This is a genomic window from Faecalibacterium sp. i21-0019-B1, from assembly GCF_042852915.1.
Lineage (GTDB): Bacteria > Bacillota > Clostridia > Oscillospirales > Ruminococcaceae > Faecalibacterium > Faecalibacterium taiwanense.
Map to the genome: position 1 here is coordinate 2789841 of NZ_AP031425.1, position 22253 is coordinate 2812093.

At 57.5% G+C, this 22253-nt stretch carries 36 protein-coding genes; all 36 read right to left on the reverse strand.

Annotation, left to right across the window (positions count from 1 at the left end):
- Nucleotides 1–603, reverse strand: coding sequence for a 30S ribosomal protein S4 (rpsD, locus tag ACGHP1_RS13815; protein ID WP_005937973.1), 603 nt, complete (start codon nucleotides 601–603; stop codon nucleotides 1–3).
- Nucleotides 604–623: 20 nt separating this feature from the next.
- Nucleotides 624–1034, reverse strand: a complete 411-nt coding sequence (rpsK, locus tag ACGHP1_RS13820; RefSeq protein WP_005934894.1) for a 30S ribosomal protein S11 — start codon at nucleotides 1032–1034, stop codon at nucleotides 624–626.
- 14 nt (nucleotides 1035–1048) lie between these two features.
- Nucleotides 1049–1420: a 30S ribosomal protein S13 gene (rpsM, locus tag ACGHP1_RS13825; RefSeq protein ID WP_005937976.1), complete on the reverse strand. Its 372-nt coding sequence runs from the start codon at nucleotides 1418–1420 to the stop codon at nucleotides 1049–1051.
- Nucleotides 1421–1502: 82 nt separating this feature from the next.
- Nucleotides 1503–1616: a 50S ribosomal protein L36 gene (gene rpmJ, locus ACGHP1_RS13830; RefSeq protein WP_005921832.1), complete on the reverse strand. Its 114-nt coding sequence runs from the start codon at nucleotides 1614–1616 to the stop codon at nucleotides 1503–1505.
- A gap of 35 nt (nucleotides 1617–1651) precedes the next feature.
- Complete coding sequence (gene infA / locus ACGHP1_RS13835; protein WP_005937979.1) at nucleotides 1652–1903, reverse strand: translation initiation factor IF-1; 252 nt, start codon at nucleotides 1901–1903, stop codon at nucleotides 1652–1654.
- A 517-nt stretch (nucleotides 1904–2420) separates the two neighbouring features.
- Nucleotides 2421–3212, reverse strand: coding sequence for a type I methionyl aminopeptidase (map, locus tag ACGHP1_RS13840; RefSeq protein WP_390509693.1), 792 nt, complete (start codon nucleotides 3210–3212; stop codon nucleotides 2421–2423).
- A 2-nt stretch (nucleotides 3213–3214) separates the two neighbouring features.
- Nucleotides 3215–3847 carry an adenylate kinase gene (locus ACGHP1_RS13845; RefSeq protein ID WP_005937991.1) on the reverse strand — a complete coding sequence of 211 codons (633 nt, stop codon included), beginning with the start codon at nucleotides 3845–3847 and terminating at the stop codon, nucleotides 3215–3217.
- Nucleotides 3848–3961: 114 nt separating this feature from the next.
- Nucleotides 3962–5257: a preprotein translocase subunit SecY gene (gene secY, locus ACGHP1_RS13850; RefSeq protein WP_005937994.1), complete on the reverse strand. Its 1296-nt coding sequence runs from the start codon at nucleotides 5255–5257 to the stop codon at nucleotides 3962–3964.
- A gap of 1 nt (nucleotide 5258) precedes the next feature.
- Nucleotides 5259–5699, reverse strand: a complete 441-nt coding sequence (rplO, locus tag ACGHP1_RS13855; protein ID WP_005934902.1) for a 50S ribosomal protein L15 — start codon at nucleotides 5697–5699, stop codon at nucleotides 5259–5261.
- 20 nt (nucleotides 5700–5719) lie between these two features.
- Nucleotides 5720–5905, reverse strand: a complete 186-nt coding sequence (gene rpmD / locus ACGHP1_RS13860; RefSeq protein WP_005934904.1) for a 50S ribosomal protein L30 — start codon at nucleotides 5903–5905, stop codon at nucleotides 5720–5722.
- Between the two features lie 14 nt (nucleotides 5906–5919).
- A complete protein-coding gene (gene rpsE, locus ACGHP1_RS13865) occupies nucleotides 5920–6420 on the reverse strand; it encodes a 30S ribosomal protein S5 (RefSeq protein WP_005937997.1) in 501 nt (166 codons plus the stop codon).
- Between the two features lie 19 nt (nucleotides 6421–6439).
- Entirely contained in the window at nucleotides 6440–6799 is a 360-nt protein-coding gene (gene rplR, locus ACGHP1_RS13870; protein WP_005938000.1) for a 50S ribosomal protein L18, read from the reverse strand.
- Between the two features lie 18 nt (nucleotides 6800–6817).
- On the reverse strand, nucleotides 6818–7369 hold the full coding sequence (gene rplF / locus ACGHP1_RS13875) for a 50S ribosomal protein L6 (RefSeq protein ID WP_005938003.1): 552 nt from the start codon (nucleotides 7367–7369) through the stop codon (nucleotides 6818–6820).
- 17 nt (nucleotides 7370–7386) lie between these two features.
- Nucleotides 7387–7785 carry a 30S ribosomal protein S8 gene (rpsH, locus tag ACGHP1_RS13880; RefSeq protein WP_005938007.1) on the reverse strand — a complete coding sequence of 133 codons (399 nt, stop codon included), beginning with the start codon at nucleotides 7783–7785 and terminating at the stop codon, nucleotides 7387–7389.
- A gap of 110 nt (nucleotides 7786–7895) precedes the next feature.
- Complete coding sequence (locus ACGHP1_RS13885; RefSeq protein ID WP_005921866.1) at nucleotides 7896–8081, reverse strand: type Z 30S ribosomal protein S14; 186 nt, start codon at nucleotides 8079–8081, stop codon at nucleotides 7896–7898.
- Nucleotides 8082–8098: 17 nt separating this feature from the next.
- Nucleotides 8099–8644 (reverse strand): 50S ribosomal protein L5, encoded by a 546-nt coding sequence (gene rplE, locus ACGHP1_RS13890; RefSeq protein ID WP_005938011.1) that lies wholly within the window; start codon nucleotides 8642–8644, stop codon nucleotides 8099–8101.
- Nucleotides 8645–8661: 17 nt separating this feature from the next.
- A complete protein-coding gene (gene rplX / locus ACGHP1_RS13895; protein WP_005934911.1) occupies nucleotides 8662–8976 on the reverse strand; it encodes a 50S ribosomal protein L24 in 315 nt (104 codons plus the stop codon).
- A 13-nt stretch (nucleotides 8977–8989) separates the two neighbouring features.
- A complete protein-coding gene (rplN, locus tag ACGHP1_RS13900) occupies nucleotides 8990–9358 on the reverse strand; it encodes a 50S ribosomal protein L14 (RefSeq protein ID WP_005938014.1) in 369 nt (122 codons plus the stop codon).
- Between the two features lie 41 nt (nucleotides 9359–9399).
- Nucleotides 9400–9657: a 30S ribosomal protein S17 gene (rpsQ, locus tag ACGHP1_RS13905; protein ID WP_005938017.1), complete on the reverse strand. Its 258-nt coding sequence runs from the start codon at nucleotides 9655–9657 to the stop codon at nucleotides 9400–9402.
- 12 nt (nucleotides 9658–9669) lie between these two features.
- Nucleotides 9670–9855, reverse strand: a complete 186-nt coding sequence (gene rpmC / locus ACGHP1_RS13910) for a 50S ribosomal protein L29 (RefSeq protein WP_005921879.1) — start codon at nucleotides 9853–9855, stop codon at nucleotides 9670–9672.
- A complete protein-coding gene (gene rplP / locus ACGHP1_RS13915; protein ID WP_005938020.1) occupies nucleotides 9845–10285 on the reverse strand; it encodes a 50S ribosomal protein L16 in 441 nt (146 codons plus the stop codon). Before rplP ends, rpmC begins: the two co-directional genes overlap by 11 nt.
- Nucleotides 10285–10989, reverse strand: a complete 705-nt coding sequence (rpsC, locus tag ACGHP1_RS13920; protein WP_005938023.1) for a 30S ribosomal protein S3 — start codon at nucleotides 10987–10989, stop codon at nucleotides 10285–10287. The genes rplP and rpsC overlap by 1 nt, the downstream gene beginning before the upstream one ends.
- A gap of 12 nt (nucleotides 10990–11001) precedes the next feature.
- On the reverse strand, nucleotides 11002–11337 hold the full coding sequence (gene rplV / locus ACGHP1_RS13925; RefSeq protein ID WP_005921882.1) for a 50S ribosomal protein L22: 336 nt from the start codon (nucleotides 11335–11337) through the stop codon (nucleotides 11002–11004).
- An 18-nt stretch (nucleotides 11338–11355) separates the two neighbouring features.
- On the reverse strand, nucleotides 11356–11622 hold the full coding sequence (rpsS, locus tag ACGHP1_RS13930; RefSeq protein ID WP_005921883.1) for a 30S ribosomal protein S19: 267 nt from the start codon (nucleotides 11620–11622) through the stop codon (nucleotides 11356–11358).
- A gap of 17 nt (nucleotides 11623–11639) precedes the next feature.
- Nucleotides 11640–12470 carry a 50S ribosomal protein L2 gene (rplB, locus tag ACGHP1_RS13935; protein WP_097777144.1) on the reverse strand — a complete coding sequence of 277 codons (831 nt, stop codon included), beginning with the start codon at nucleotides 12468–12470 and terminating at the stop codon, nucleotides 11640–11642.
- Between the two features lie 78 nt (nucleotides 12471–12548).
- Nucleotides 12549–12845 carry a 50S ribosomal protein L23 gene (rplW, locus tag ACGHP1_RS13940; RefSeq protein ID WP_005938030.1) on the reverse strand — a complete coding sequence of 99 codons (297 nt, stop codon included), beginning with the start codon at nucleotides 12843–12845 and terminating at the stop codon, nucleotides 12549–12551.
- Complete coding sequence (gene rplD, locus ACGHP1_RS13945; RefSeq protein ID WP_005938033.1) at nucleotides 12845–13468, reverse strand: 50S ribosomal protein L4; 624 nt, start codon at nucleotides 13466–13468, stop codon at nucleotides 12845–12847. Before rplD ends, rplW begins: the two co-directional genes overlap by 1 nt.
- Before the next feature lie 14 nt (nucleotides 13469–13482).
- Complete coding sequence (rplC, locus tag ACGHP1_RS13950; protein ID WP_005938036.1) at nucleotides 13483–14115, reverse strand: 50S ribosomal protein L3; 633 nt, start codon at nucleotides 14113–14115, stop codon at nucleotides 13483–13485.
- 97 nt (nucleotides 14116–14212) lie between these two features.
- Nucleotides 14213–14524, reverse strand: coding sequence for a 30S ribosomal protein S10 (rpsJ, locus tag ACGHP1_RS13955; protein WP_005934923.1), 312 nt, complete (start codon nucleotides 14522–14524; stop codon nucleotides 14213–14215).
- 707 nt (nucleotides 14525–15231) lie between these two features.
- Entirely contained in the window at nucleotides 15232–16986 is a 1755-nt protein-coding gene (locus ACGHP1_RS13960; protein WP_390509696.1) for an NFACT family protein, read from the reverse strand.
- 192 nt (nucleotides 16987–17178) lie between these two features.
- Complete coding sequence (locus ACGHP1_RS13965; protein ID WP_390509697.1) at nucleotides 17179–17955, reverse strand: Nif3-like dinuclear metal center hexameric protein; 777 nt, start codon at nucleotides 17953–17955, stop codon at nucleotides 17179–17181.
- A complete protein-coding gene (locus tag ACGHP1_RS13970; RefSeq protein WP_154259616.1) occupies nucleotides 17952–18617 on the reverse strand; it encodes a class I SAM-dependent methyltransferase in 666 nt (221 codons plus the stop codon). Before ACGHP1_RS13970 ends, ACGHP1_RS13965 begins: the two co-directional genes overlap by 4 nt.
- Before the next feature lies 1 nt (nucleotide 18618).
- Nucleotides 18619–18873 (reverse strand): DUF1858 domain-containing protein, encoded by a 255-nt coding sequence (locus ACGHP1_RS13975; protein ID WP_005938058.1) that lies wholly within the window; start codon nucleotides 18871–18873, stop codon nucleotides 18619–18621.
- A gap of 108 nt (nucleotides 18874–18981) precedes the next feature.
- Nucleotides 18982–19851, reverse strand: coding sequence for a YitT family protein (locus tag ACGHP1_RS13980; RefSeq protein WP_390509698.1), 870 nt, complete (start codon nucleotides 19849–19851; stop codon nucleotides 18982–18984).
- A gap of 114 nt (nucleotides 19852–19965) precedes the next feature.
- Complete coding sequence (locus tag ACGHP1_RS13985) at nucleotides 19966–20667, reverse strand: P-II family nitrogen regulator (protein WP_097774392.1); 702 nt, start codon at nucleotides 20665–20667, stop codon at nucleotides 19966–19968.
- 12 nt (nucleotides 20668–20679) lie between these two features.
- Nucleotides 20680–22227: a DUF1538 domain-containing protein gene (locus ACGHP1_RS13990; RefSeq protein ID WP_097781259.1), complete on the reverse strand. Its 1548-nt coding sequence runs from the start codon at nucleotides 22225–22227 to the stop codon at nucleotides 20680–20682.
- Between the last annotated feature and the right edge of the window lie 26 nt (nucleotides 22228–22253).

Below are 22253 nucleotides of genomic sequence, written 5' to 3' on the forward strand. Positions count from 1 at the left end.
TTACTTGGAGTACAGCTCGACGATGAGGTGCTCTGCGACTTCGTAGTCGATATCGCTGCGCTCGGGCAGCTTTGCGACAACACCCTTCAGAGAACCGGTCTCACGGTTCAGCCATGCGGGCAGAGCAACAACGGGAGCCTCGGGACCGGTCAGCTTTGCAAACTTTGCAGAGCTGCGGCTGGACTCGCGCACTTCGATCACGTCGCCAGCCTTCACCTGATAAGAAGGAATGTTGACCTTCTTGCCGTTGACGGTGAAGTGAGCGTGGGACACCAGCTGACGAGCGTCGCGGCGGGTCTGAGCAAAGCCCAGACGGAACACGACGTTGTCCAGACGGCACTCCATGATCTGCAGCAGGTTCTCACCAGTCTTGCCGGGGCGGGCCTCAGCACGCAGGTAAGCATTGTGGAACTGCTTTTCCAGAACGCCGTAGATAAACTTGACCTTCTGCTTCTCCTTCAGCTGAGATGCGTACTCAGACTGCTTCTTGCGCATGTTGCCATTGGAGTTGCGGGTGGTATTCTTCTTTGCATAGCCCATGACCGCAGGAGAAATGCCCAGGGCCTTGCAACGCTTTGCGATAGGCTGCGTATTCTTTGCCATAATTCAATTTCCTCCTTCGATCAGACACGACGGCGCTTCGGGGGACGGCAGCCATTGTGGGGGATGGGAGTCACGTCCTTGATCAGGGTGACTTCCAGGCCGGTAGCCTGCAGCGCACGAATAGCGGACTCACGGCCAGCGCCGGGGCCCTTGACGTAGACCTCAACGGTCTTCATGCCATGCTCGATAGCAACCTTGGCTGCGGTCTCAGCAGCAGACTGGGCTGCGAACGGAGTGCTCTTACGGCTGCCGCGGAAGTTCAGGGAGCCGGAGGAGCACCAAGACACTGCATTACCCTGCAGGTCGGTGATGGTGACAACAGTATTGTTGAAGGTAGACTGGATATGAGCCTGACCAGCAGCAATGTTCTTGCGCTCTTTGCGCTTCATGCGGACATTAGCGCCCTTCTTGGCATTATTTGCACTTGCCATTTCTCAAATCCTCCTTACTTCTTCTTGTTAGCGACAGTGCGCTTGGGACCCTTGCAGGTACGTGCATTGGTCTTGGTACGCTGGCCGCGGCAGGGCAGATTCTTGCGATGGCGGGTGCCACGGAAGGACTGGATCTCAACCAGGCGCTTGATGTCCAGAGCAACGTTGCGGCGCAGGTCGCCTTCAACGATGATGTTAGCCTGATCGATGTAGTCACGGATCTTAGCCTCTTCTTCCAGAGTCAGGTCCTTGACGCGGGTATCGGGGTTGATGCCAGTTGCTTCCAGGATCTTGTTAGCAGTGGTCTGGCCGATACCATAAACGTAGGTGAGACCCACCTGAACGCGCTTCTCGCGGGGCAGGTCAACGCCGGCAATACGTGCCATAGTAGTTTCCTCCAAAAATCATCCCATGTCAGTGTCGGGGTCTGCGCCGGGACTCTACGCACTTGACCCCCAGGCGCCCGAATTAGCCCTGGCGCTGCTTATGCTTGGGGTTCTGGCAGATGACCATCACGCGGCCTTTGCGGCGGATGACCTTGCACTTTTCGCAGATGGGTTTCACGGAAGGCTTGACCTTCATGATGTTGAACCTCCTTTTGGTTGATACCCTGGTGCTTATTTGGAGCGCCAGGTGATGCGGCCCTTAGAAAGATCATAGGGCGACATTTCCACGGTAACCTTGTCCCCGGGCAGGATACGGATGAAATTGGTCCGCAGCTTGCCGGAGATGTGCGCTAAGAGGATGTGACCGCTGGGAGTGAGCTTCCCGGTGTTCTTATCCTCGCTCAACATTTCCACCTTAAAGATGGCGTTGGGCATGGCTTCACGCACAATGCCTTCGATCTCGATAACGTCTTCCTTAGACAAGCTATTTGCCTCCTCATTGGATCTGCTCAGTTTGTCGTTGAACCTGAACCGGTGCCTTTGCCTTGGAACCCTGAAAGCGCCGCGGTTTTCACGTGCCTGCGCCCGTTTGACCGCAGCTTGCCGCTTCAGCGTTCTTCAGTTCCAGTGCCGGTCCACAGACGGACAGGCGGCGATGATCGCCACATACTTCATCTTTCGCGGCACAAAATCCGCAAAACGGGCAGAAAATCCCTGTCCGCCGAGGAAGTATCTGGCTTCCACAGCCATTTATAGATTATACACCTTTTGTTGTCAATTTGCAAGAGCTTTTTTCCGTATTTCCGATAAAAAATTCTCGAAATTCAAAAGCTGTCCTTTCTCTCCCCGGTCTTGGTTTTTCTCCACCGCAAAGATGAAACTTTTTCACCAAAAGTTGTCATAATTGCACAAACAGCAGGTCTGTCCCTGCAAAAACGCCGCCTGCGGCGGAGCATTTCTGCTCTTCACAGGCGGCGCTTCTCATATTTCAGGGATCAGCTTACTTCAGGCTGAACTTTTCCGGGTCAAAATCCGGGTCGTCCCAGAAGCGGGTCATGATCTCAGTGTGATCCTTCAGGATCGCATTGGAGTGCTCAAAGTGCGCAGCCAGACCACCGTCCTTGGTCTTGACGGTCCAGCCGTCCTTGGACTGGGTGATCTTGCAGTCGTACTGGCAGATCATGGGCTCAATGGCAATGGTCATGCCGGGCACAAGGCGCGGGCCGCGGCCCTGATGGCCGTAGTTGGGCACTTCCGGGTCCTCGTGCAGCTCACGGCCGGTGCCGTGGCCCACGAACTCGCGGACGACCGAGAAACCGGCATCCTCGCAGTAGCTCTGCACGGCATAGCCAATGTCGCCGATGCGGTTGCCGGCCTTGGCCTGCTCGATACCCTTATACAGAGCAGCCTTGGTCACATCCAGCAGGCGCTGTGCTTCCAGATCGACCTTACCCACCGCATAGGTGCAGGCATTGTCGCCGTTGAAGCCATCGATCTTTGCGCCGGTATCGATGCTGACGATATCACCGGGACGAATGACGATGTCATGCGAAGGGATACCGTGGATAACGGTATCGTTCAGGCTGATGCAGGCCGTGCCCGGAAAGCCATACAGACCCTTGAAATTGGGGGTGCCGCCGTGCTTCACGATGAAGTCGTAGATCAGCTTATCCAATTCCCATGTGGTCATACCTGCTTCGATATGCTCACCGCCGTACTTCAGGGCAGCTGCGCTCAGGGCATTTGCCTTGCGCATGCCGTCCAGCTCTTTCGCATTTTTGATCTGAATCACGATTATGCCTCCAAAGCCTTCATGACTTCAGCCGTGGTCTCCTCGATGGAGGGGCAGAACTTGATCTCTGCCAGCTTGCCGCGGGTACGGTAGAACTCCACCAGCGGCTCGGTCTGCTCATGATATGCTTTCAGACGATCCAGCACGGTGGCAGGCTGGTCGTCCTTGCGGATGACGGTCTTGCCGCCGCACAGGTCGCATACACCCTCGACCTTGCTCTTCTTGTTGACGATGTGGTAGCTTGCGCCGCACTTCTCGCAGACGCGGCGGCCGCTCATGCGGTCAACGATCACATTGTCCTCGACCTGCAGCTCCAGCACCTTGTCGATGCGGATGCCCATGGTCTCGATGGCCTCGGCCTGAGCGATGGTGCGGGGCACACCGTCCAGGATGAAGCCGTTTGCGCAGTCCGGCTGAGCCAGACGCTCTTTCAGGATGCCGATGATGACCTCATCGGGCACCAGAGCGCCAGCGTCCATAAAGCTCTTTGCCTTCAGGCCCATCTCGGTGCCTTCCTTGACAGCAGCGCGCAGAATGTTGCCGGTGCTGATGGAGGGGATGTTCAGCTTGGCGCAGATGATCTCGGCCTGCGTGCCCTTACCAGCACCAGGTGCGCCCAACAGGATCAGATTCATAGGATCATTCCTTTCCTTTGTTAGAGGATGTAAACTCCAAAAAAGTAAAAAAGCACTGAAAAGTTCGAGCGTACTCTCCTTTCCAGTGCTTTCTCACATCTTAATTATTGTGGATCAACCAAGGAAGCCCTTGTGGTTGCGCATCGTCATGAAGCTGTCGAGGCTGCGGGTGGTATCAAGTGCCACACCGACCACGATCAGCAGGCTGGTACCGCCCAGCTGGATGCTCATACCGGTCAGGTTGCCCAGAATGATCGGCAGCACAGCCACCGCAGCCAGGAAGATGGCACCGATGAGGGTGATCTTGTTCAGGGTGCGGGTGATGAAATCGCTGGTCGGCTTGCCGGGACGGAAGCCGGGGATCGAGCCGTTGTTGCGGCGCAGATTGTTGGCGATCTCAACGGGGTTGTACTGGATGGCCACATAGAAGTAGTTGAATGCCAGAATCAGCAGCAGGTAGATCACAACGTACAGCCAGGAGGTGTAGTTGAAGGTGTGGAAGAATGCATACCACACCGGGTGTGCCTGCTGGTCGATCTGCAGGAAGCTGCCGATGGTGCCCGGGATGGACACCAGAGCCGAAGCGAAGATGATGGGCATAACGCCGCTCATGTTCAGCTTCAGGGGCAGATAGCTGTTCTGACCGCCCATCTGCTTGCGGCCTACCACGCGCTTTGCGTACTGAATGGTGATGCGGCGCTCTGCGTTGGTCATGACGACCACGAAGACCACAGCCACCAGTGCCAGCACGATCAGCAGCGGCAGGAAGAAGTAGTACTGGGGCTTGCCGGACGCTGCCTGAGTCAGCAGACCCTTGACAGAGGTGTACAGCGAAGACCAGTTGGAGACGATCGAAGCAAAGATGATGAGCGAGACACCGTTGCCGATGCCCTTGTCATCGATCTGCTCACCGCACCATGTGATCAGCTGTGCGCCAGCCACAAAGGTTGCGATGATGACGATGGCGGCAAAGATGCCAGCACCGCCGGAAACGTACTTCAGTGCGCCCATATTGCGGATCACGAAGTAGTAGCCGATGCTCATGATCAGAGCGACCACAGCACCTGCGTACCGGTTGATCTGCTGCAGCTTCTGCTGGCCGTCGGCTTCCTTTGCCAGATTTTCCAGCGCGGGAATTGCCACGGTGAGCAGCTGCACAATAATGGAGGCGTTGATATAGGGTGTCACACCTAACGCGAAGAGCGTGCAACGGGCCAGAGCACCACCGCTCATCATGTTCAGATAGGAGAGCATGTCGCCGTTTGCGAACATCTGCGTCAGCGCAGAGCCGGAAACGAACGGAACGGGGATGGCACAGCCCAGACGGTACACCACGAGGATCGCCAGCGTGAACAGGAGACGATTTTTAAGCTCGGGGATCTTCCATGCGTTACGGAATGTCTGGAACACCTTACATCACCTCAGCCTTTCCGCCTGCCTTCTCGATTTTCTCTTTGGCAGAAGCGGAATAGGCTGCGGCCTTCACGGTCAGAGCCTTGGTCAGCTCGCCGTTGCCCAGAACCTTAACGCCGTCCAGAGTCTTCTTGACCAGACCCTTTGCCTTCAGAGCCTCGGTATCGACGACATCGCCGGCATTGAAAGCAGCTTCCAGATCAGCCACGTTGACGATGGCGTACTGGGTAGCAAAGATGTTGTTAAAGCCAACCTTGGGCAGGCGGCGTGCCAGAGGCATCTGGCCGCCCTCGAAACCAGCGTGCTTCACGCCGGAACGGGCCTTCTGGCCCTTGCTGCCGAAGCCGGCAGTCTTGCCATTGCCGGAGCCAATGCCGCGGCCCTTGCGGGTCACAGCCTTGTTTGCGCCGGGAATCGCGTGCAATTCATGAAGTTTCATTATGCGTATACCCCCTGCTATTAGGCTTCGGTGACGCTGAGCATAAAGCCGATCTTTGCGATCTTGCCCTGCGTAGCGGCATTGTCAGGCTGAACGGTAACGTCGCCCGGCTTCTTCAGGCCCAGAGCCTCAGCGGTAGCGATCTGCTTAGCGCCGCGGCCAATCAGGCTCTTCTTCAGCTCGATCTTGAGCATCTTATCTGCCATGGTTTGTTACCTCCTTAACCCAGAATTTCTTTCACGGTCTTGCCGCGCTTCTCAGCGACAGACTCAGCGCTGACCAGGCCGCACAGACCTGCGAAGGTAGCAGAAACAACGTTGATGGGGTTGTTGGAACGCATAGACTTCGCACGGATGTCCTTGATGCCAGCTGCCTCAATGACGGCACGCACAGGGCCGCCGGCGATCATACCGGTACCGGGTGCAGCCGGCTTGAGCAGAACGGCGCCTGCGCCGTACTTGCCGACGATCTCGTGGGGGATGGTGGTGCCCTTCAGGGCAACCTTGTGCATGTTCTTCTTAGCAGCAGCTTCGCCCTTGCGGATTGCCTCAGGCACTTCGCCGGACTTGCCGATGCCGTAACCAATGGTGCCCTTGCCGTCGCCCACGACAACCAGAGCGGCAAACTTCATGATGCGGCCGCCCTTGACAGTCTTGGAAACGCGGTTGATGGAGACAACCTTGGTGATCATGCCGTCGTCTTCACGGTTTCTCATAGCCATAATGTGTTTCCTCCTCTCATTACAGCTTCAGGCCGCCCTCACGGGCGCCATCAGCCAGGGCCTTAACACGGCCATGATAAACGTAGCCACCACGGTCGAACACGACCTCGGTGATGCCCTTTTCCAGAGCCTTTGCTGCGATCTTCTTGCCGATCTCAGCAGCGGCCTCGACGTTGCCGCCGTTGCCGTTGAAGTCCTTGTCCATAGTAGAAGCCGACACCAGAGTCACGCCCTGCTCATCATCGATGATCTGAGCGTAAATGTGCTTGGCGGAGCGGAAAACATCCAGGCGAGGACGTGCTGCGGTGCCGCTGATCTTGTTACGAACGCGGCGATGACGACGAAGACGAGCTTCGTTCTTGTCGATCTGCTTAACCATTGTCTTTCACTCCTTACCTTATTTCTTGCCCTTGCCGGCCTTGCCTTCTTTGTGCTTGACAACCTCGCCCTCGTAGCGAATGCCCTTGCCCTTGTAAGGCTCGGGCGGCTTCTTGGCGCGGATCTCGGCAGCATACTGGCCGACCTTCTGCTTGTCAATACCGGTAACGGTGAAGTGGTTGGGATCCTGCCACACGATGGTGCAGTCCTCAGTATCAGGAATGTTCACCTGATGAGAGAAGCCCAGGTTCATGACCAGGTTGGAGCCCTGCTTCTGGCAGCGCAGGCCGACGCCCACGATCTCCAGCTTCTTCTCGTAGCCGTTCACAACACCGTTCACCATGTTGGCGATGTTGGTACGGGTCAGGCCGTGCAGGCTGCGGGCCTGGGGTTCGTCATTGGGGCGGGTAACCAGAACTTCATTGCCCTCGACCTTGACGGTCATCAGGGGATGATAGTTGGAATTCAGGCTGCCCTTGGGGCCCTTGACGGCGACGTGATGTGCTGCCTCATCGACAGTGACAGTAACGCCGGCAGGAATGACGATGGGTTTTCTTCCAATTCTCGACATTGTCTTTTACCCCTTTCTTACCACACGTAGGCCAGGACTTCGCCGCCGACGTGTGCAGCACGTGCAGCCTTATCAGTCATGATGCCCTTAGAGGTGGAAATGATTGCGGTGCCCAGGCCCTTCATGACCTTGGGCATATCCTCGCAGTTGGTGTAGATGCGCAGGCCGGGCTTGGACACGCGGCGCAGACCAGCGATAACGGGCTCGCCGTTAGCCTGATACTTCAGGGTGACAACGATGGTGCCCTGAACGGTGTCGTTCTTGACCTGCATGCCCTTGATGTAGCCCTCGTCAACCAGAATCTGGCAGATAGCCTTCTTCATGTTGGAAGCGGGGATCTCCACAGAAGGGTGTTTGGCAGTGCTAGCGTTGCGGATGCGAGTCAGCAGGTCCGCGATAGGATCAGTAATCTGCATTTGCCACTAACCTCCTTAGATTAGCTCTCGTTTGTTTTATAATGATACCGCCCCGAAACATCGTTGCCCCGGGGCGGATATCCGACAAATTATCCAGCCCTCTGGCTTGATTACCAGGAAGCCTTCTTCACGCCCGGGATCTCGCCCTTGTAGGCCAGCTCACGGAAGCACACACGGCACACGCCGTACTTGCGCAGCACGGAGTGGGGACGGCCGCAGATGCGGCAGCGGGTGTATGCACGGGTAGAGAACTTAGCAGGACGAGACTGCTTCAGCTTCATAGACAGTTTAGCCATTGTAGAAATCTCCTCCCTTAGTTGTTCTCTGCGAACGGAGCGCCCAGAGCCTTCAGCAGCTCCTTGCCCTCTTCGTCAGTCTTGGCAGTGGTGACAAAGCAGACATCCATGCCGCGGACTGCATCGACCTTCTCGAAGTCGATCTCGGGGAAGATGATCTGCTCCTTGATGCCGCATGCAAAGTTGCCGCGGCCATCAAAACCGTTGCCGTTGATGCCGCGGAAGTCGCGGACACGGGGCAGTGCGATGTTGAAGAAGCGATCGACAAACTCATACATACGCTCACCGCGCAGGGTGACCTTGCAGCCGATGGGAGTGCCCTGGCGCAGCTTGAAGTTAGCAACGCTCTTCTTGGCACGGCACACAACTGCCTTCTGGCCAGTGATCTGGCCCAGATCCTTCATGACAGCTTCCAGGATCTTCTCGTTGTCCTTGGCTTCGCCGCAGGCAACGTTGATGACGACCTTGTCCAGCTTGGGGATCTGCATAACGCTCTTGTAACCGAACTTGGAGTTCAGAGCAGGAGCAATTTCATTGACATACTGTTCTTTCAAACGAGCCATTGTTCCTTACTCCTTTCTTACAGCTCAGCGCCGCACTTCTTGCAGACGCGAACCATCTTGCCGTCCTTCTCGACGTGGCCCACACGCACGGCCTTGCCGCACTTGGGGCAGATGGGCATGACCTTGGATGCGTACATAGCACCCTCAGCCTTGACGATGCCGCCCTGCTCGCCCTGACGACGAGGCTTGACGTGCTTGGTAACCATGTTCTGGCCCTCAACGATGACCTTGTTCTCAGAGGGGCTGACCTGCAGGACCTTACCAGTGTGGCCCTTGTCCTTGCCGCTGATGATCATAACGTTGTCGCCGGTTTTAACATGAAGATTATTCATTTTTAAAACCTCCTTACAGCGATTCCGGAGCCAGGCTCAGGATCTTGGTGTAGCCGGCATCACGCAGCTCGCGAGCAACGGGTCCAAAGATACGGGTACCCTTGGGGCTCTTGTCGGCCATAACGATAACGGCGGCGTTCTCATCGAAACGGATGTAGGAGCCGTCGTCGCGGCGGACGCCATGCTTGCTGCGCACGATGACAGCCTTGACGACGTCGCCCTTCTTAACGGAGCCGCCGGGGGCTGCCTTCTTGACAGAGCAGACCACGACGTCACCAATGTTTGCGTATCTCTTGCGGGTGCCGCCCAGCACGCGGAAGCACATCAGCTCCTTGGCACCGGTGTTGTCGGCAACTTTGAGATAAGTTTGCATCTGAACCATATCAGATATCTCCTTTCAAACTGTTCAAAGCAGCGGGCAAATTACTTTGCCTTCTCAACGATACGGACCAGGCGCCAGCGCACATCCTTGGACAGGGGGCGGCACTCCATGATCTCAACACGGTCACCGATGCCGCACTCGTTCTGCTCATCACGAGCCTTGAACTTGGCGGTACGCTTCAGGATCTTCTTGTACAGGGGGTGCTGCACGCTATCCTTAACGGCAACCACGATGGTCTTATCCATCTTGTCGGACACGACGACGCCGACGCGGGTCTTTCTCAGATTACGTTCTTCCATCGTTTAACCTCCTTACTGCTTCTCAGCCAGAACGGTCATCACGCGGGCGATGTCCTTCTTGACTGCTTCGATGCGGCCGGGGTTCTCCAGCTGGTTGATGGCATGCTGGAAGCGCAGGTTAAACAGCTCGGCCTTCAGGTCTGCCAGCTTGCTGGTCAGCTCTGCGGTCTGCATTTCGCGGAGTTCATTAGCCTTCATTGGTGCCATCCTCCTTCACGGAGTCCTCACGGACAACAAATTTGCACTTGATGGGCAGCTTGTGCATAGCCAGGCGCAGAGCCTCGCGGGCAGTTGCCTCATCGACATCTGCCAGCTCGAACAGAACGCGGCCGGGCTTCACAACAGCGACCCAGTATTCGGGAGAGCCTTTACCGGAACCCATGCGGGTCTCAGCGGGCTTTTCAGTCACGGGCTTATCGGGGAAGATCTTGATCCACACCTTGCCGCCACGCTTGATGTAACGAGTCATGGCAACACGAGCAGCCTCGATCTGGGTGGAAGAGATCCATGCCGGCTCCAGAGCAACAAGGCCGTACTGGCCCTGGCACACCACGTTGCCGCGGGTAGCCTTACCGGTCATGCGGCCGCGCTGGACGCGGCGGTACTTAACACGCTTAGGCAGTAACATTACTTGTTGCCTCCTTCCTTCTTCTGAGCGGTCTTAGCGCTCTTCAGGACTTCGCCCTTGTAGACCCACACCTTGACGCCGATGCGGCCGTAGGTGGTAGCAGCCTCTGCAAAGCCGTAGTCAATGTCAGCACGCAGGGTCTGCAGGGGGATGGTGCCCTCGTGATAGCTCTCGGTACGAGCGATATCAGCGCCGCCCAGACGGCCGGAGCACATTGCCTTGATGCCCTTTGCGGGAACGGTTGCGCGATCGCGGGGGCTCATGGCATTGCGCATGCACTGCTTCATGGCACGGCGGAAGGTCACGCGGTTCTCCAGCTGACGAGCGATATCCTCAGCAACCAGCTGAGCGTTGGTAGCAGCGCTCTTGACCTCGATGACGTTGACGATGACAGTCTTGCCATACTCCTTGGTCAGCTTGTTCTGCAGAGCAACGCGCTCTTCGCCGCCCTTGCCGATGACCATGCCGGGCTTAGCGCAGTAGATGTTGACAGTTACGCGAGGAGCGGAAGTGGACGGGTCCACAGTACGCTCGATCTCGATCTTGGGCACACCAGCATCCTTCAGCTGAGCCTTCAGCTCAGTGCGGATCTTGTGGTCCTCGACGAGGTTATCGCTGAAATCCTTCTTGGAGGCAAACCAGCGGCTGTCCCAGTCTTTAATAACGCCGACACGAATGCCGTGCGGATTTACTTTCTGGCCCATTGTTTTCCCTCCTTACTCTTTCTCTTTCAGAACAACGGTCATGTGGCTGGTGCGCTTCAGGATGCGGTAGCCGCGGCCCTGTGCACGAGGCATCATGCGCTTCAGCGTCGGGCCGGGGCAGACGTAGCACTCGGCGACGTAGAGGTTGTTCTTGTCCATATTGAAGTTGTTTTCCGCATTAGCGGCTGCAGACTTCACCAGCTTCAGAAGGGGCTCACAAGCTGCCTTCGGGGTGTACTGCAGGATTGCCAGCGCTTCGTCCAGGGGCTTGTTACGGATCAGGTCCATAACGATAGACACCTTACGAGGACTAATGCGGGCATAACGAAGAATTGCCCGAGCTTCCATGTTGTGTTCCTCCCTCTATTACTTAGAATTACCAGTGTGGCCCTTGAAGGTACGGGTGGGAACGAACTCACCCAGCTTGTGGCCAACCATGTCCTCAGTCACATACACAGGCACATGCTTGCGGCCGTCGTGGACGGCAAAGGTGTGACCAACGAATTCGGGGAAGATCGTGGAGGCGCGGCTCCAGGTCTTGATGACCTGCTTCTTGCCGGAAGCGTTCATCGCTTCAACGTGCTTCATAAGAGCAGCCTGGACGAAAGGTCCTTTTTTAATGCTTCTACCCATTGTCTTAAACTCCTCTCTTACTTACCTGCACGCTTCACGATCAGCTTATCGGAGCGCTTATGATGCTTGCGAGTCTTGAGACCCAGAGCGGGCTTGCCCCAGGGAGTCATAGGACCGGAGTGACCAACAGGTGCGCGGCCCTCGCCACCACCGTGGGGATGGTCGCAGGGGTTCATGACGGTACCACGGCTGCCGGGACGCACGCCCATGTGGCGCTTGCGGCCAGCCTTGCCCAGGTTGACGTTCTCGTGGTCGATGTTGGAAACCTGACCGATGACTGCAGTGCAGTTCACGGGCACGTTGCGCATCTCACCGGAGGGCAGACGAACCAGAGCGTAGCCATTCTCCTTAGCCATCAGCTGAGCCATGTTGCCAGCGGAACGAACCAGCTGAGCGCCGCGGCCGGGATACAGCTCGATGTTGTGGATGATGGTACCGACGGGGATGTTCTCGAAGGGCAGGCAGTTGCCGGGCTTGATATCGGCAGACTTGCTGCTGACGACCACATCGCCCACCTTCAGGCCATCGGGAGCAATGATGTAGCTCTTGACGCCATCGGTGTACTCGACCAGAGCGATGAATGCGCTGCGGTTCGGATCGTACTCGAGAGTCTTGACGGTAGCGGGCATATCGGTCTTCTGACGCTTGAAGTCGATGACACGATACTTGGTGCGGTTGCCGCCGCCCTGATGACGGACGGTGATGCGACCGGTGTTGTTGCGGCCGCTGTGCTTCTTCATGGGCTCCAGCAGGCTGCGCTCGGGAGCGACCTTAGACAGGACGCTGTAATCCGTGACGGTCATGCCGCGGCGGCCCGGAGTAGTGGGGCCATACTTCTTGATAGCCATAGTGCTATTCTCCTTTGTTTATCTTATGAATTATTATCGGGGTCATATCCCCATAGAGGAACCCTCGGCGGGTTCGGCTTAGACCATGCTGTTGAAGAACTCGATTTCCTTGGAGTCCTTGGTCAGGGTCACGATAGCCTTCTTGGATGCAGCGGTGTAACCGGCGTGCATGCCCTGGCGGCGGAAACGGCCGCGCACAGAGATGGTGTTGACCTTTGCGACCTTAGCGCCCGGGAACAGGACCTCAACGGCCTGAGCGATCTCGACCTTGGTAGCATCGGTAGCGACCTTGAAGGTGTACTTCTTGTCAGCGATGCCAGCCATGGAGTTCTCGGTAATGACCGGCTTCAGGATGATATCATGTGCGGTTTTCATTAGCCAAGCACCTCCTCGAGCTTCTTAGCTGCGTCGACGCTGATGATCAGCTTGTCGGCATTCAGCACATCGTAGGTGTTCACGCTGCCTGCGAAGGTGGTCTTCACACCGGCAATGTTGCCAGCGCTCTTGACGAACTTTGCATCGACAGTCTCGTTGACCAGCAGGTTCTTCTTGCCGGCACCAACAGCGTTCAGCATTGCAACCACGGTCTTGGTCTTGTACTCATCGCAAGCGAACTTGTCAACAACGACCATGTTGCCATTGGCAGCCTTGTCGGACAACACGCTCAGCAGAGCCAGGCGCTTGACCTTGTTGTTGATGTGGTAGTTGTAGCTGCGGGGCTTGGGGCCCAGAGCGACGCCGCCGTGAGTCCACTGCGGTGCACGGATGGAACCCTGACGAGCGTGGCCGGTGCCCTTCTGACGCCAGGGCTTCTTGCCGCCGCCGGAAACTTCCATGCGGATCTTGGTGTTCTGGGTGCCCTGACGCTGGTTGGCCAGGAAGTTCACCACAGCAATGTGGACAGCCTTCTCGTTCGGGGTGATACCGAACACGGCGTCGGAAAGCTCGATCTCGCTAACATGCTGACCGTTCATATCGACTACGTTAAACTTTGCCATTGTAGCTTTCCTCCTTACGCCTTCACGCTGTTGGCCAGAGTGATGATGGTGCCCTTGGAACCGGGGACCGCACCCTTGACAGCGATCAGATTGTTCTCGGTGTCAACCTTGACAACAGTCAGGTTCTGCACGGTGACGCGCACAAAGCCCATGTGGCCGGGCAGGCGCTTGCCGGGGAACACGCGAGCAGGGGTAGAAGTGGAACCGTTAGAACCTGCATGACGAGCAACAGGACCGGTGCCGTGGCTCTCACGCAGACGGTGCTGACCGTAGCGCTTGATAACGCCCTGGTAGCCCTTGCCCTTGGAAACGCCCACAACGTCCACCTTGTCGCCCTCTGCGAAGACATCAGCCTTCAGCACGTCGCCAACGTTCATTGCGGAAACATCTTCCAGACGGAACTCGCGCAGGGTCTTCTTGGGGGCAACGTTTGCCTTCTTGAAGTGGCCTGCAGCTGCCTTGTTGACCTTCTTGGCGGAAACCTCGCCGAAGCCCAGCTGAACAGCCTGGTAGCCATCGCTCTCGACGGTCTTCTTCTGCACGACGGTGCAGGGACCAGCCTCGATGACGGTGACGGGAACGACCTTGCCGTTCGCGTCGAACAGCTGGGTCATACCGACTTTCTTGCCGATAATGCCTTTAACCATTTTCTTTTCCTCCTGTAAAGGTTATTGGTTGGCAGCGCACGTCACTGCCAACATGACCCCTCGGGAAACGAGGGCATCGAATTTGATCGAGTGTCTTTTACAGCTTGATCTCGATGTCCACGCCAGCGGGGAGCTGGAGGCTCATCAGAGCCTCGACCGTCTTGTTGGACGGCTTCAGAATGTCGATCAGACGCTTATGAGTGCGGCTCTCGAACTGCTCGCGGCTATCCTTGTACTTGTGGGTAGCGCGCAGAACGGTAACGATCTCACGATCGGTGGGCAGGGGGATGGGGCCGGACACGCGTGCACCGGTGTGCTTTGCGGTCTCCACGATCTTCTCTGCTGCGGCATCGATCAGTTGAGCATCATAGCTCTGCAGACGGATTCTGATTTTCTCTTTGACTGCCATTGCTTACGCCTCCTGAAAAAATTGATTTTGCCCTAGGCGAGCCGATAAATTGCTCTACACAGTTCCGGGTGTTCCTCGATTTGGCACTATAAAAACCGGTGAACCGCATGGCAGTTCTCCCGGAAACATATTAGCAAATCAAATCCGAACATTGGTTCCGCCCGTTTCGCAGAGGAGTAACTTCTCTGCCGAGGGAACGTATTCCATCGCTGTCAGTAATTCTTTCGCCCGGTTCTAAGATCGGACATACTCCGCGGAAATAACCCATCGCAGCTATCGCCGGATGACAACCTCCCGCATCTACGCATATCGCTGGCCTGCACGACTTGTATCGCACAAGCCCTTTGCAGCCGAGAGTTATTCTATCACACCTTCGTGCATTTGGCAAGTGTTTTTTAGAAAAAAGAACGAATTTTCTTTTTTATTTTCTCCGTTTTGTCAAAGAGCGCATTTTCTGTGCAAGATGCACAATCCGCAGGCTTTTCTGCCGGTGGAAAACTCCCCTACCCCGCTTTTGCAGAGGTAGTATGGACGGTTTTGCTGCGGATTATACCTATTATACAAAGGGAAGCGGCCTCACCCTCTCCGTCACTTCGTGACAGCTCTCCTAAAGGAAGAGCCCTTGGCAAAGAGGGAAACTTTTCCGTACTGCCAAGGGCTCCCTCCGTGAGGGAGCTGGCGCGTAAGCGCCTGAAGGAGTTCGTTTTTTATCTCTTCTTCAGCTGTTCCGCCAGCCCATCCCGAGGCGTGACGTAGACCGTGGTGTACACCTCGTACAGCACCATGCCGGGTTTGGCACCGCTGGCTTTCCAGATGTTTTTCACCTCGGTGGTGTCCACCGCCACCTTGGCGCCGGTGCCTGCCTTGTAGGTGCTGGAGTAGATGACTGCCAGCTCCGCGGCCTCCTGCTTGGTGGTGTCCGGGATCTCCTCGCCCCGGCTCATGACCACAACGTGGCTGCCGGGGGCCTTCTGCACATGGAACCACAGGTCTTTGCCCCGGGCGGTGTGCAGGGTGAGCTTGTCGTTCTGGGCATTGTTCCGGCCCACCAGGATCTCAAAGCCATCGGTGGAAGTGAACCGCAGGAAATCTGCAGGCTTCTGGCGCTTATCCCGCTGCTTGTAGTATTTCAGGTAGCCCTGACTCTTCAGCTCTGCCCGGATCTCGTTGAGGGCCGCTTCACCGGAAGCGGACTCCACCTCGTAGAGCACCGTTTCCAGATAGGCGATCTCCTTTTCACCCTCTGCCAGCAGATCCACCAGCATCCGGGCGGCGGTCTGCTTCTTTTTATAGTTTTTGAAGAAGTTCTGAGCGTTCTGGCTGGGTGTGAACCGCAGGTCCAGCGGGATGGTCACTTCCTTGCCCTCGTCGTACCAGTTGGGCACGGTGATGCTCTTCATGCCCTTCTGGGCCAGATAGAGGTTTGCCGAGAGCAGCTCACCGTACAGACGCAGCTTTTCGCTCTTGCCGCTGGCAGCAAGCTCTTCCTGACGGGCGGCCTGCTTGCGCACGGCGCGCTCGTACATATTGTGCACGGCCTTGTGCAGCTCCTTGCTTTTGGTGCGCAAGCGTTCCGCGCGGTCCTTCTCAGCGTAGTAGCCCTCCAGCATGGCGTTGAAGGAGGGCCACTCCTTTATAATATATTTTTCGCCGTACTGCTGCGGGCGGAAGAAGGTATACTCGATGGGCTTGCCGCTGGGGTCGGTGACGCTGCAGGGCGTACCGCCGGTTGCGTGCTCTTCCTTCAGCTCGTCGATGGCAGCCATAAGCTTGCGCTTCTGTTCCTCGGTCAGCTCATTGGCGGGCAGATGTTCGCCGTCAAAGGCACGCCATGCAGCTTCGCGGCAGACCACCGGGCCAACACCGGCCACGGTCTTGTTGAGGGCATCTGCCACCGGCAGATCTCTCTGGCAGGCTGCTGCCACGATGGACGCACTGCTCACCAGCAGGAAGTCCGGTCTTGCAGGCTTGGGCGGCGTGGTATAGGGCAGGCCCGGCAGCAGCTGGCGCACATCGCTGTCCTCAAAATCCACGCGCTTGAGTGCGTCAATGATCTTGCCGTTCTGCACCAGAACCAGATTGGAGTAGCGGCCCATCAATTCGGCACACAGGGTGTTGCGCACAAGGTCGCCCATCTCGTTGGTGCACTGGAAATCAAAATACACGATGCGGTCTCCCGGCTCCATGTGCACGTCCAGCAGCCTGCCGCCGGTGAGATGCTTGCGCATCAGCATACAGAAGGAGGGCGGCGTCTCCGGGTTTTCAAAGCTTTCTTCGGTCAGGCACACGCGGGCGGAACCGCTGCGGGCCGAAAGCAGCAGCGCATAGGTATCCGTGCGGGTGCGCAGGGTGAGCACCAGCTCATCACGGGTGGGTTCAAATAGTTTTGCGATCTTGGCGTCGGTCAGCGTTGCTTTGAGCTCTGCTGCCGTAAGGGCCAGTGTCGCGGCATCCAATGCCATAGTGTTTACCTCATTTAACGATTTTAAATGGCCGCCGCATTCGCTTTGGCCATAATCAGCGGAATTTTTATTTGTATTTGTAATTCGGCAAAGCCTGCGGGCTTTGCCGAATTACTCTTTCACAGAAGAGGCTGCAGCGGCGATCTTCATCTCAGCCGGAAAATCGCTGCAAGAAAAAGCAGCGGCTTTCCCTCACAAATACGTATACGGGTCCCGGTTCTCGGTGCTCACCAGCACTTCCAGCTCCGGCAGGGCGGCGCGCAGCTTTGCAGCCACGGCGGCAGTCACCGGAAATTCGGTGGCATAGTGGCCCGCCGCAATGAGCGAAAGGCCCAGCCGCTTGGCATCGATGGCGTGGTGGTGGTTGGCTTCGCCGGTCAGCAGGCAGTCCGCGCCCATAGCAATGGCATCTGCAAACAGGCTTCCGCCCGCACCGCTGATGACCGCCAAGCGCTTGACCGGCTTACCCGCATCCACAAACTTCACCTGCACCGCCGGGCCGTTCTTCGACTGGTTGCAGCGCGCAGCAAGCTCCTGCTTTGCCTTGCGGGCAAGCTTTGGAACCGCGATTTCTTCAATGGCTCCCACACGGCCGCAGCCCTCGGCAAAGGTTTCCATATTCTTCATGTCAAAGATGCCTGCCAGCACTTCGTTCACGCCGCCCTCGGCAGCATCCAGATTGGTGTGCATACAGATGGCAGAAATGCCTGCCTGCACCAGCTGGAAAGGCACATCCTGCGGGCCGATCTTTTTGAGCGGATCAAAAATGACCGGGTGGTGGGACACGATCATCTCACACTGCTTTGCAGCGGCTTCGGCCACCACTTCGGGGGTGATGTCCAGTGCTGCCAGCACCCGGTGCATCTGCCCGCCGCAGTCCACCAGCAGGCCGGGATTATCCCAGTGTTCCGCCAGCTCCAGCGGCGCGATGGCCTGCATTGCTTCGTATACCTGCCGTACTGTTGTCATCCTTCTGTCCCCTCTTTTAAAATTGCATCGATCTCGGCGGCAAGCGGACTGCCATCCGGCACGCCAAGGCGCATCCGGGGCAGCTTTGCCTTCTGCCAGTCGGCGTAGCCTTTTCCCTCGGGCCACTCTCCCGTACTGCCAAACAGGCACTCGGCAAAGGTGGGCGCATACACCCTGCCGGTGTACTCTGCCGCCATCACCGCGTACCAACGGCCCGCCGCCTGCACCGGGCGGTCGGCTGCAAAGGAGAAGCCATGCTCCCACAACCAGCGGCGCAGCGCGTCGTGGCGGGTGGCCGGGATCATGATGATCCGCGGCCCTCCCACGGTGAACACCCACGGGGCTTTCTCTAAAATTTCCCAAGTGGTCTGGGCGGAAACGCCCGCCAACACGATGCTGCCTACTTCGTTCTCCGTAAGCACAGAAAGACCGTCGCCAAGCCGAAGCTCAGCGCGGTCTTTACAGCCTGCATGTTCCAGCGTCTGCTCTGCCTTTGCCAGCGGGCCGGGCCGCAGGTCGGCACCGATCACCTTCGGGTATTTTCCCGAAGCCGCCAGCACCGCCGTCAGCTTGCCGTGGTCGCAGCCGATGTCCGCCACCGGCTCTCCCGGCCGCACAAGCTCTGCGGCGGCAGCCAGACGCGCATCCAGTGTGGGCAGCAATTTATGCCTTCTTTGCGGCCAGATGCTCGTTCAGCTTCTCGATCAGCTCATCGCAGTCCACGCCGTGGACAGCACAGGCCTCCTCGATGCTCTCGCCGCGGGATGCAGGGCAGCCCAGGCAGTGCATGCCGATCTCCATGAAGTAGGGAGCGGTGGTCTGGTCCATATCCAGGATATCGCCGATGATGGTCTCGCGGGTCACCTGCTTTGCGTCCTTGTGTTCTTCCTTCTTGAGCATATTGAAAATATCAAACATGATGGTTTTCCTTTCCTGTTGGGTAAAATCACGGCATAACCTACCGTTCTTCTATACTATACCCTAAACCGGTACTGTTTTTCAAGTATCTGCTGGGATTTTTAGCGTTTACTGGTAATTCTTATCCAGCGAGAAGCCGCGCCCGCTCACCTCGGTCACATGGCTCACGATCATAAAGCAGGTGGGGTCGATGGCATGGGCCAGCTTTTCCAGCTTCGGCAGCTGGCGGTTGCTCACGATGCTCAGCAGCACCTGCTCCGGCTCGTGGCTGTAGCCTCCCTCGCCATGCAGCACGGTCACACCGCGGTCCAGCTGGGTGAAGATGGCCTCGCGGATATCATCGGCGTGCTGGCTGATGATCTTTACCTCGGTGCGGGTAGTGCCGAAGATGAGCACCTTGTCCAGCACCACCGTATACACAATCACCATCACGATGCCGTACAGACACTGCTGCAGCGGGCTGAACGCCGCCTGCATGCAGAGGATGAGCATATCGAACACCAGCATACTGGCCGACACCGGGATGTGGAAATATTTGTTCAGCACCAGCGGAGGGATGTCCATGCCGCCGGTGGATGCGCCTGCCCGGATGGTGATGCCCAGCGAAATGCCTACGCCGAAGCCTGCAAAAATGGTGTTGAGCACCAGATCATCGGTGAGCACAAAGCCTGTGAACACCCGCTCCCACAGGGCCAGAAACAGGGGGCTGAGCACGGTGCTGGCAATGGTGGTGATGGCAAAGCGCCGCCCCAGCAGCACCCAGCCCACCGTAAGCATGGTCATGTTGATGACGAACAGCACACCGGACACCGGCAGTCCCAATGCACGGTTGATGCCCAGTGCGATGCCGGTGGCACCGCCGGTGATCAGGCCTGACGGCACAAGAAACAGCACCACCGTGAGTGCATACAGTGCATTGCCCACGATGATGGACAGCGAATTGAATGCGATCTGCTGCTCATATGAAAGCTTTATCATCTTTTGTCCCTCATTCTTGAATTTCTTTCTTCTATGATAACGAAAAAATCCGCATTTATCAAGCGTTTCGCCCATAAATGCGGAATAATCCCGGAATAAATTACATTTTGTTGTTTACTGCGCAGAGGTCTCCTGCACCGGTTCCTCGTCCTCCAGCAGACGCAGACCGGCGGTATCCGTCACCGGCAGCGAGAACACGATCGCGCCCGCCTTTGGCCCGGCACCGTCCATGATGGCTTTCATGATGCGGTTCTTTTCCGGCGTGCGGGCCACGATGAGCACCAGCTCTTTTTCATTCACCAGCTCCACGCCAAGGAACTGGGCTGCGCCTTCCATGCCAGTACCCTTGGCGTGGATCACCGTGCCGCCGCCGGCACCTGCTGCGCGGGCGGCATCCATAATGGTGCCGGTGTGGCCCTGATTGGCGATCACCAGCAGCAGTTCGTAACGGGTATCCTTCAAGGTGCTCTCCTCCTTCAATGTCAGCGGCTGGTGCTGGGTGAGGAACATCAGCGCCCTTCTGCCGCCGATGCTGCTCAGCGGCACCGTGAATGCAATGCCGGTGCCCGGCACGTCGATGCGCATTTTGCGGCGCAGGTCTGTCCGGACGGCCTTCCATGTATCCTCTGTCACCACCGCCAGCAGCACCGCCTTCTCGGTCTTTTCCAGACCCAGCGTGGCCAGCGTTTCCCGCACCGCTGTGCCGCTGCCCACCGTGCGCAGGTTCACATCCACGCCGCGCTGCTGGTACAGCTGCAAAAAGGCATCGGTGGAGCAGCGGTCGGTGATGGTCACCATCAAAAACAACGAACTCATGCCGAGCCCTCCTTACAGTTCAATGATATCATCGTCCGCCAGACCGGCAAAGGCCGCACCCATGGCCGCAGGCTGCAGGCGCCGGGCCTTGCGGGTGCGCAGCTGTGCCACAAGGCCCATCAGCTGCACCGTAATGAGCGGGGTCATGGCCACCATGGCCACCACGCCGAAAGCGTCGGTGACGATATTGCCGCCCACGGCCACGCAGGCACCCTGTGCCAGCGGCAGCAGGAAGGTGGCCGTCATGGGGCCGGATGCCACGCCGCCCGCGTCAAATGCAATGGCGGTGAACAGCTTTGGCACCACAAAGGAGATGCCGATGGCAAACACATAGCCCGGCACGAGGAACCACAGGATGGAAACGCCGGTGAGCACCCGCACCATGGCAAGGCCCACCGAGATGGAAACACCTGCCGAGAGTGCCATGCCCATGGCCTTGGCCGAAATGGCACCGTCGGTCACCTCTTCCACCTGTTTGTTCAGCACATAGACGGCCGGCTCGGCCTTGACGATGAAGTAACCGATGAGCATTCCAATGGGAATGATGATCCAGCGGAAGCTCTGCCCGGCCAGCACCTGACCCAGATAATTACCGGCGGGCATAAAGCCCACATTTGCGCCGGTGAGGAACAGCACAAGGCCCACGTAGGTATACGCAAGACCCACCGCAATGCGGCCCAGCGACCGGCGATCCATGTGCAGAGCCACAAATTGAAAAATGCCGAACATCACGATAATGGGCAGCAGCGAGACAGCGATCTCTTCCAGATACGTAGGCAGGCTGACATGGAACAGCTGCCACAGCTCCACCGAGTCGCTCACCTCCGGCAGCACCGGCGGGATATAGGTGCTGTCCGAGGCGCGGAACACGATGCCCAGAATGAGCACTGCCAGAATGGGGCCGATGGAGCACATGGCCACCAGACCAAAGCTGTCGTCCGCCGCGTGGCGGTCGCCGCGGATAGCTGACACACCCACGCCCAGCGCCATGATAAAGGGCACAGTCATGGGGCCGGTGGTCACACCGCCGGAGTCAAAGGCCACAGCAAGAAATTCCTTGGGCACAAACGCCGCCAGAAGAAAGATCATGCCGTAGAACAGCACCAGAAGCTTTGGCAGCGAGATGCCAATGAGCATACGCAGGAAGGCAAACACCAGAAACAGGCCCACGCCCGCCGCCACCGATAAAATAAGGGTGCGGTTCGGGATGGAGGGCACCTGATTTGCCAGCACCTGCAGGTCCGGCTCCGAAATGGTGATGAGGAAGCCCAGCAGAAAGCCGATGCCCAAGATCACCGGCAGCTTCCGGCTTTTGGTGATCACCGCACCCACGCGCTCGCCCATGGGGGTCATGCTCATCTCCGCGCCCAGTGTGAAGAACATGATGCCCACCACGATCATGGCGGCCCCCAGCAAAAAGCACAGCAGGATGCTGGGCGACACCGGCGCAATGGTAAAGCAGAGCACCAGCACGATGGCTGCAATGGGCAGCACTGCCTGCAGCGCTTCCAATAGTTTTTCCCGCAGTTTCGGGAGGGATGCTTTCAGGATAGCGTCCACCGCCTTTCACTGTTTTATATCCAGTT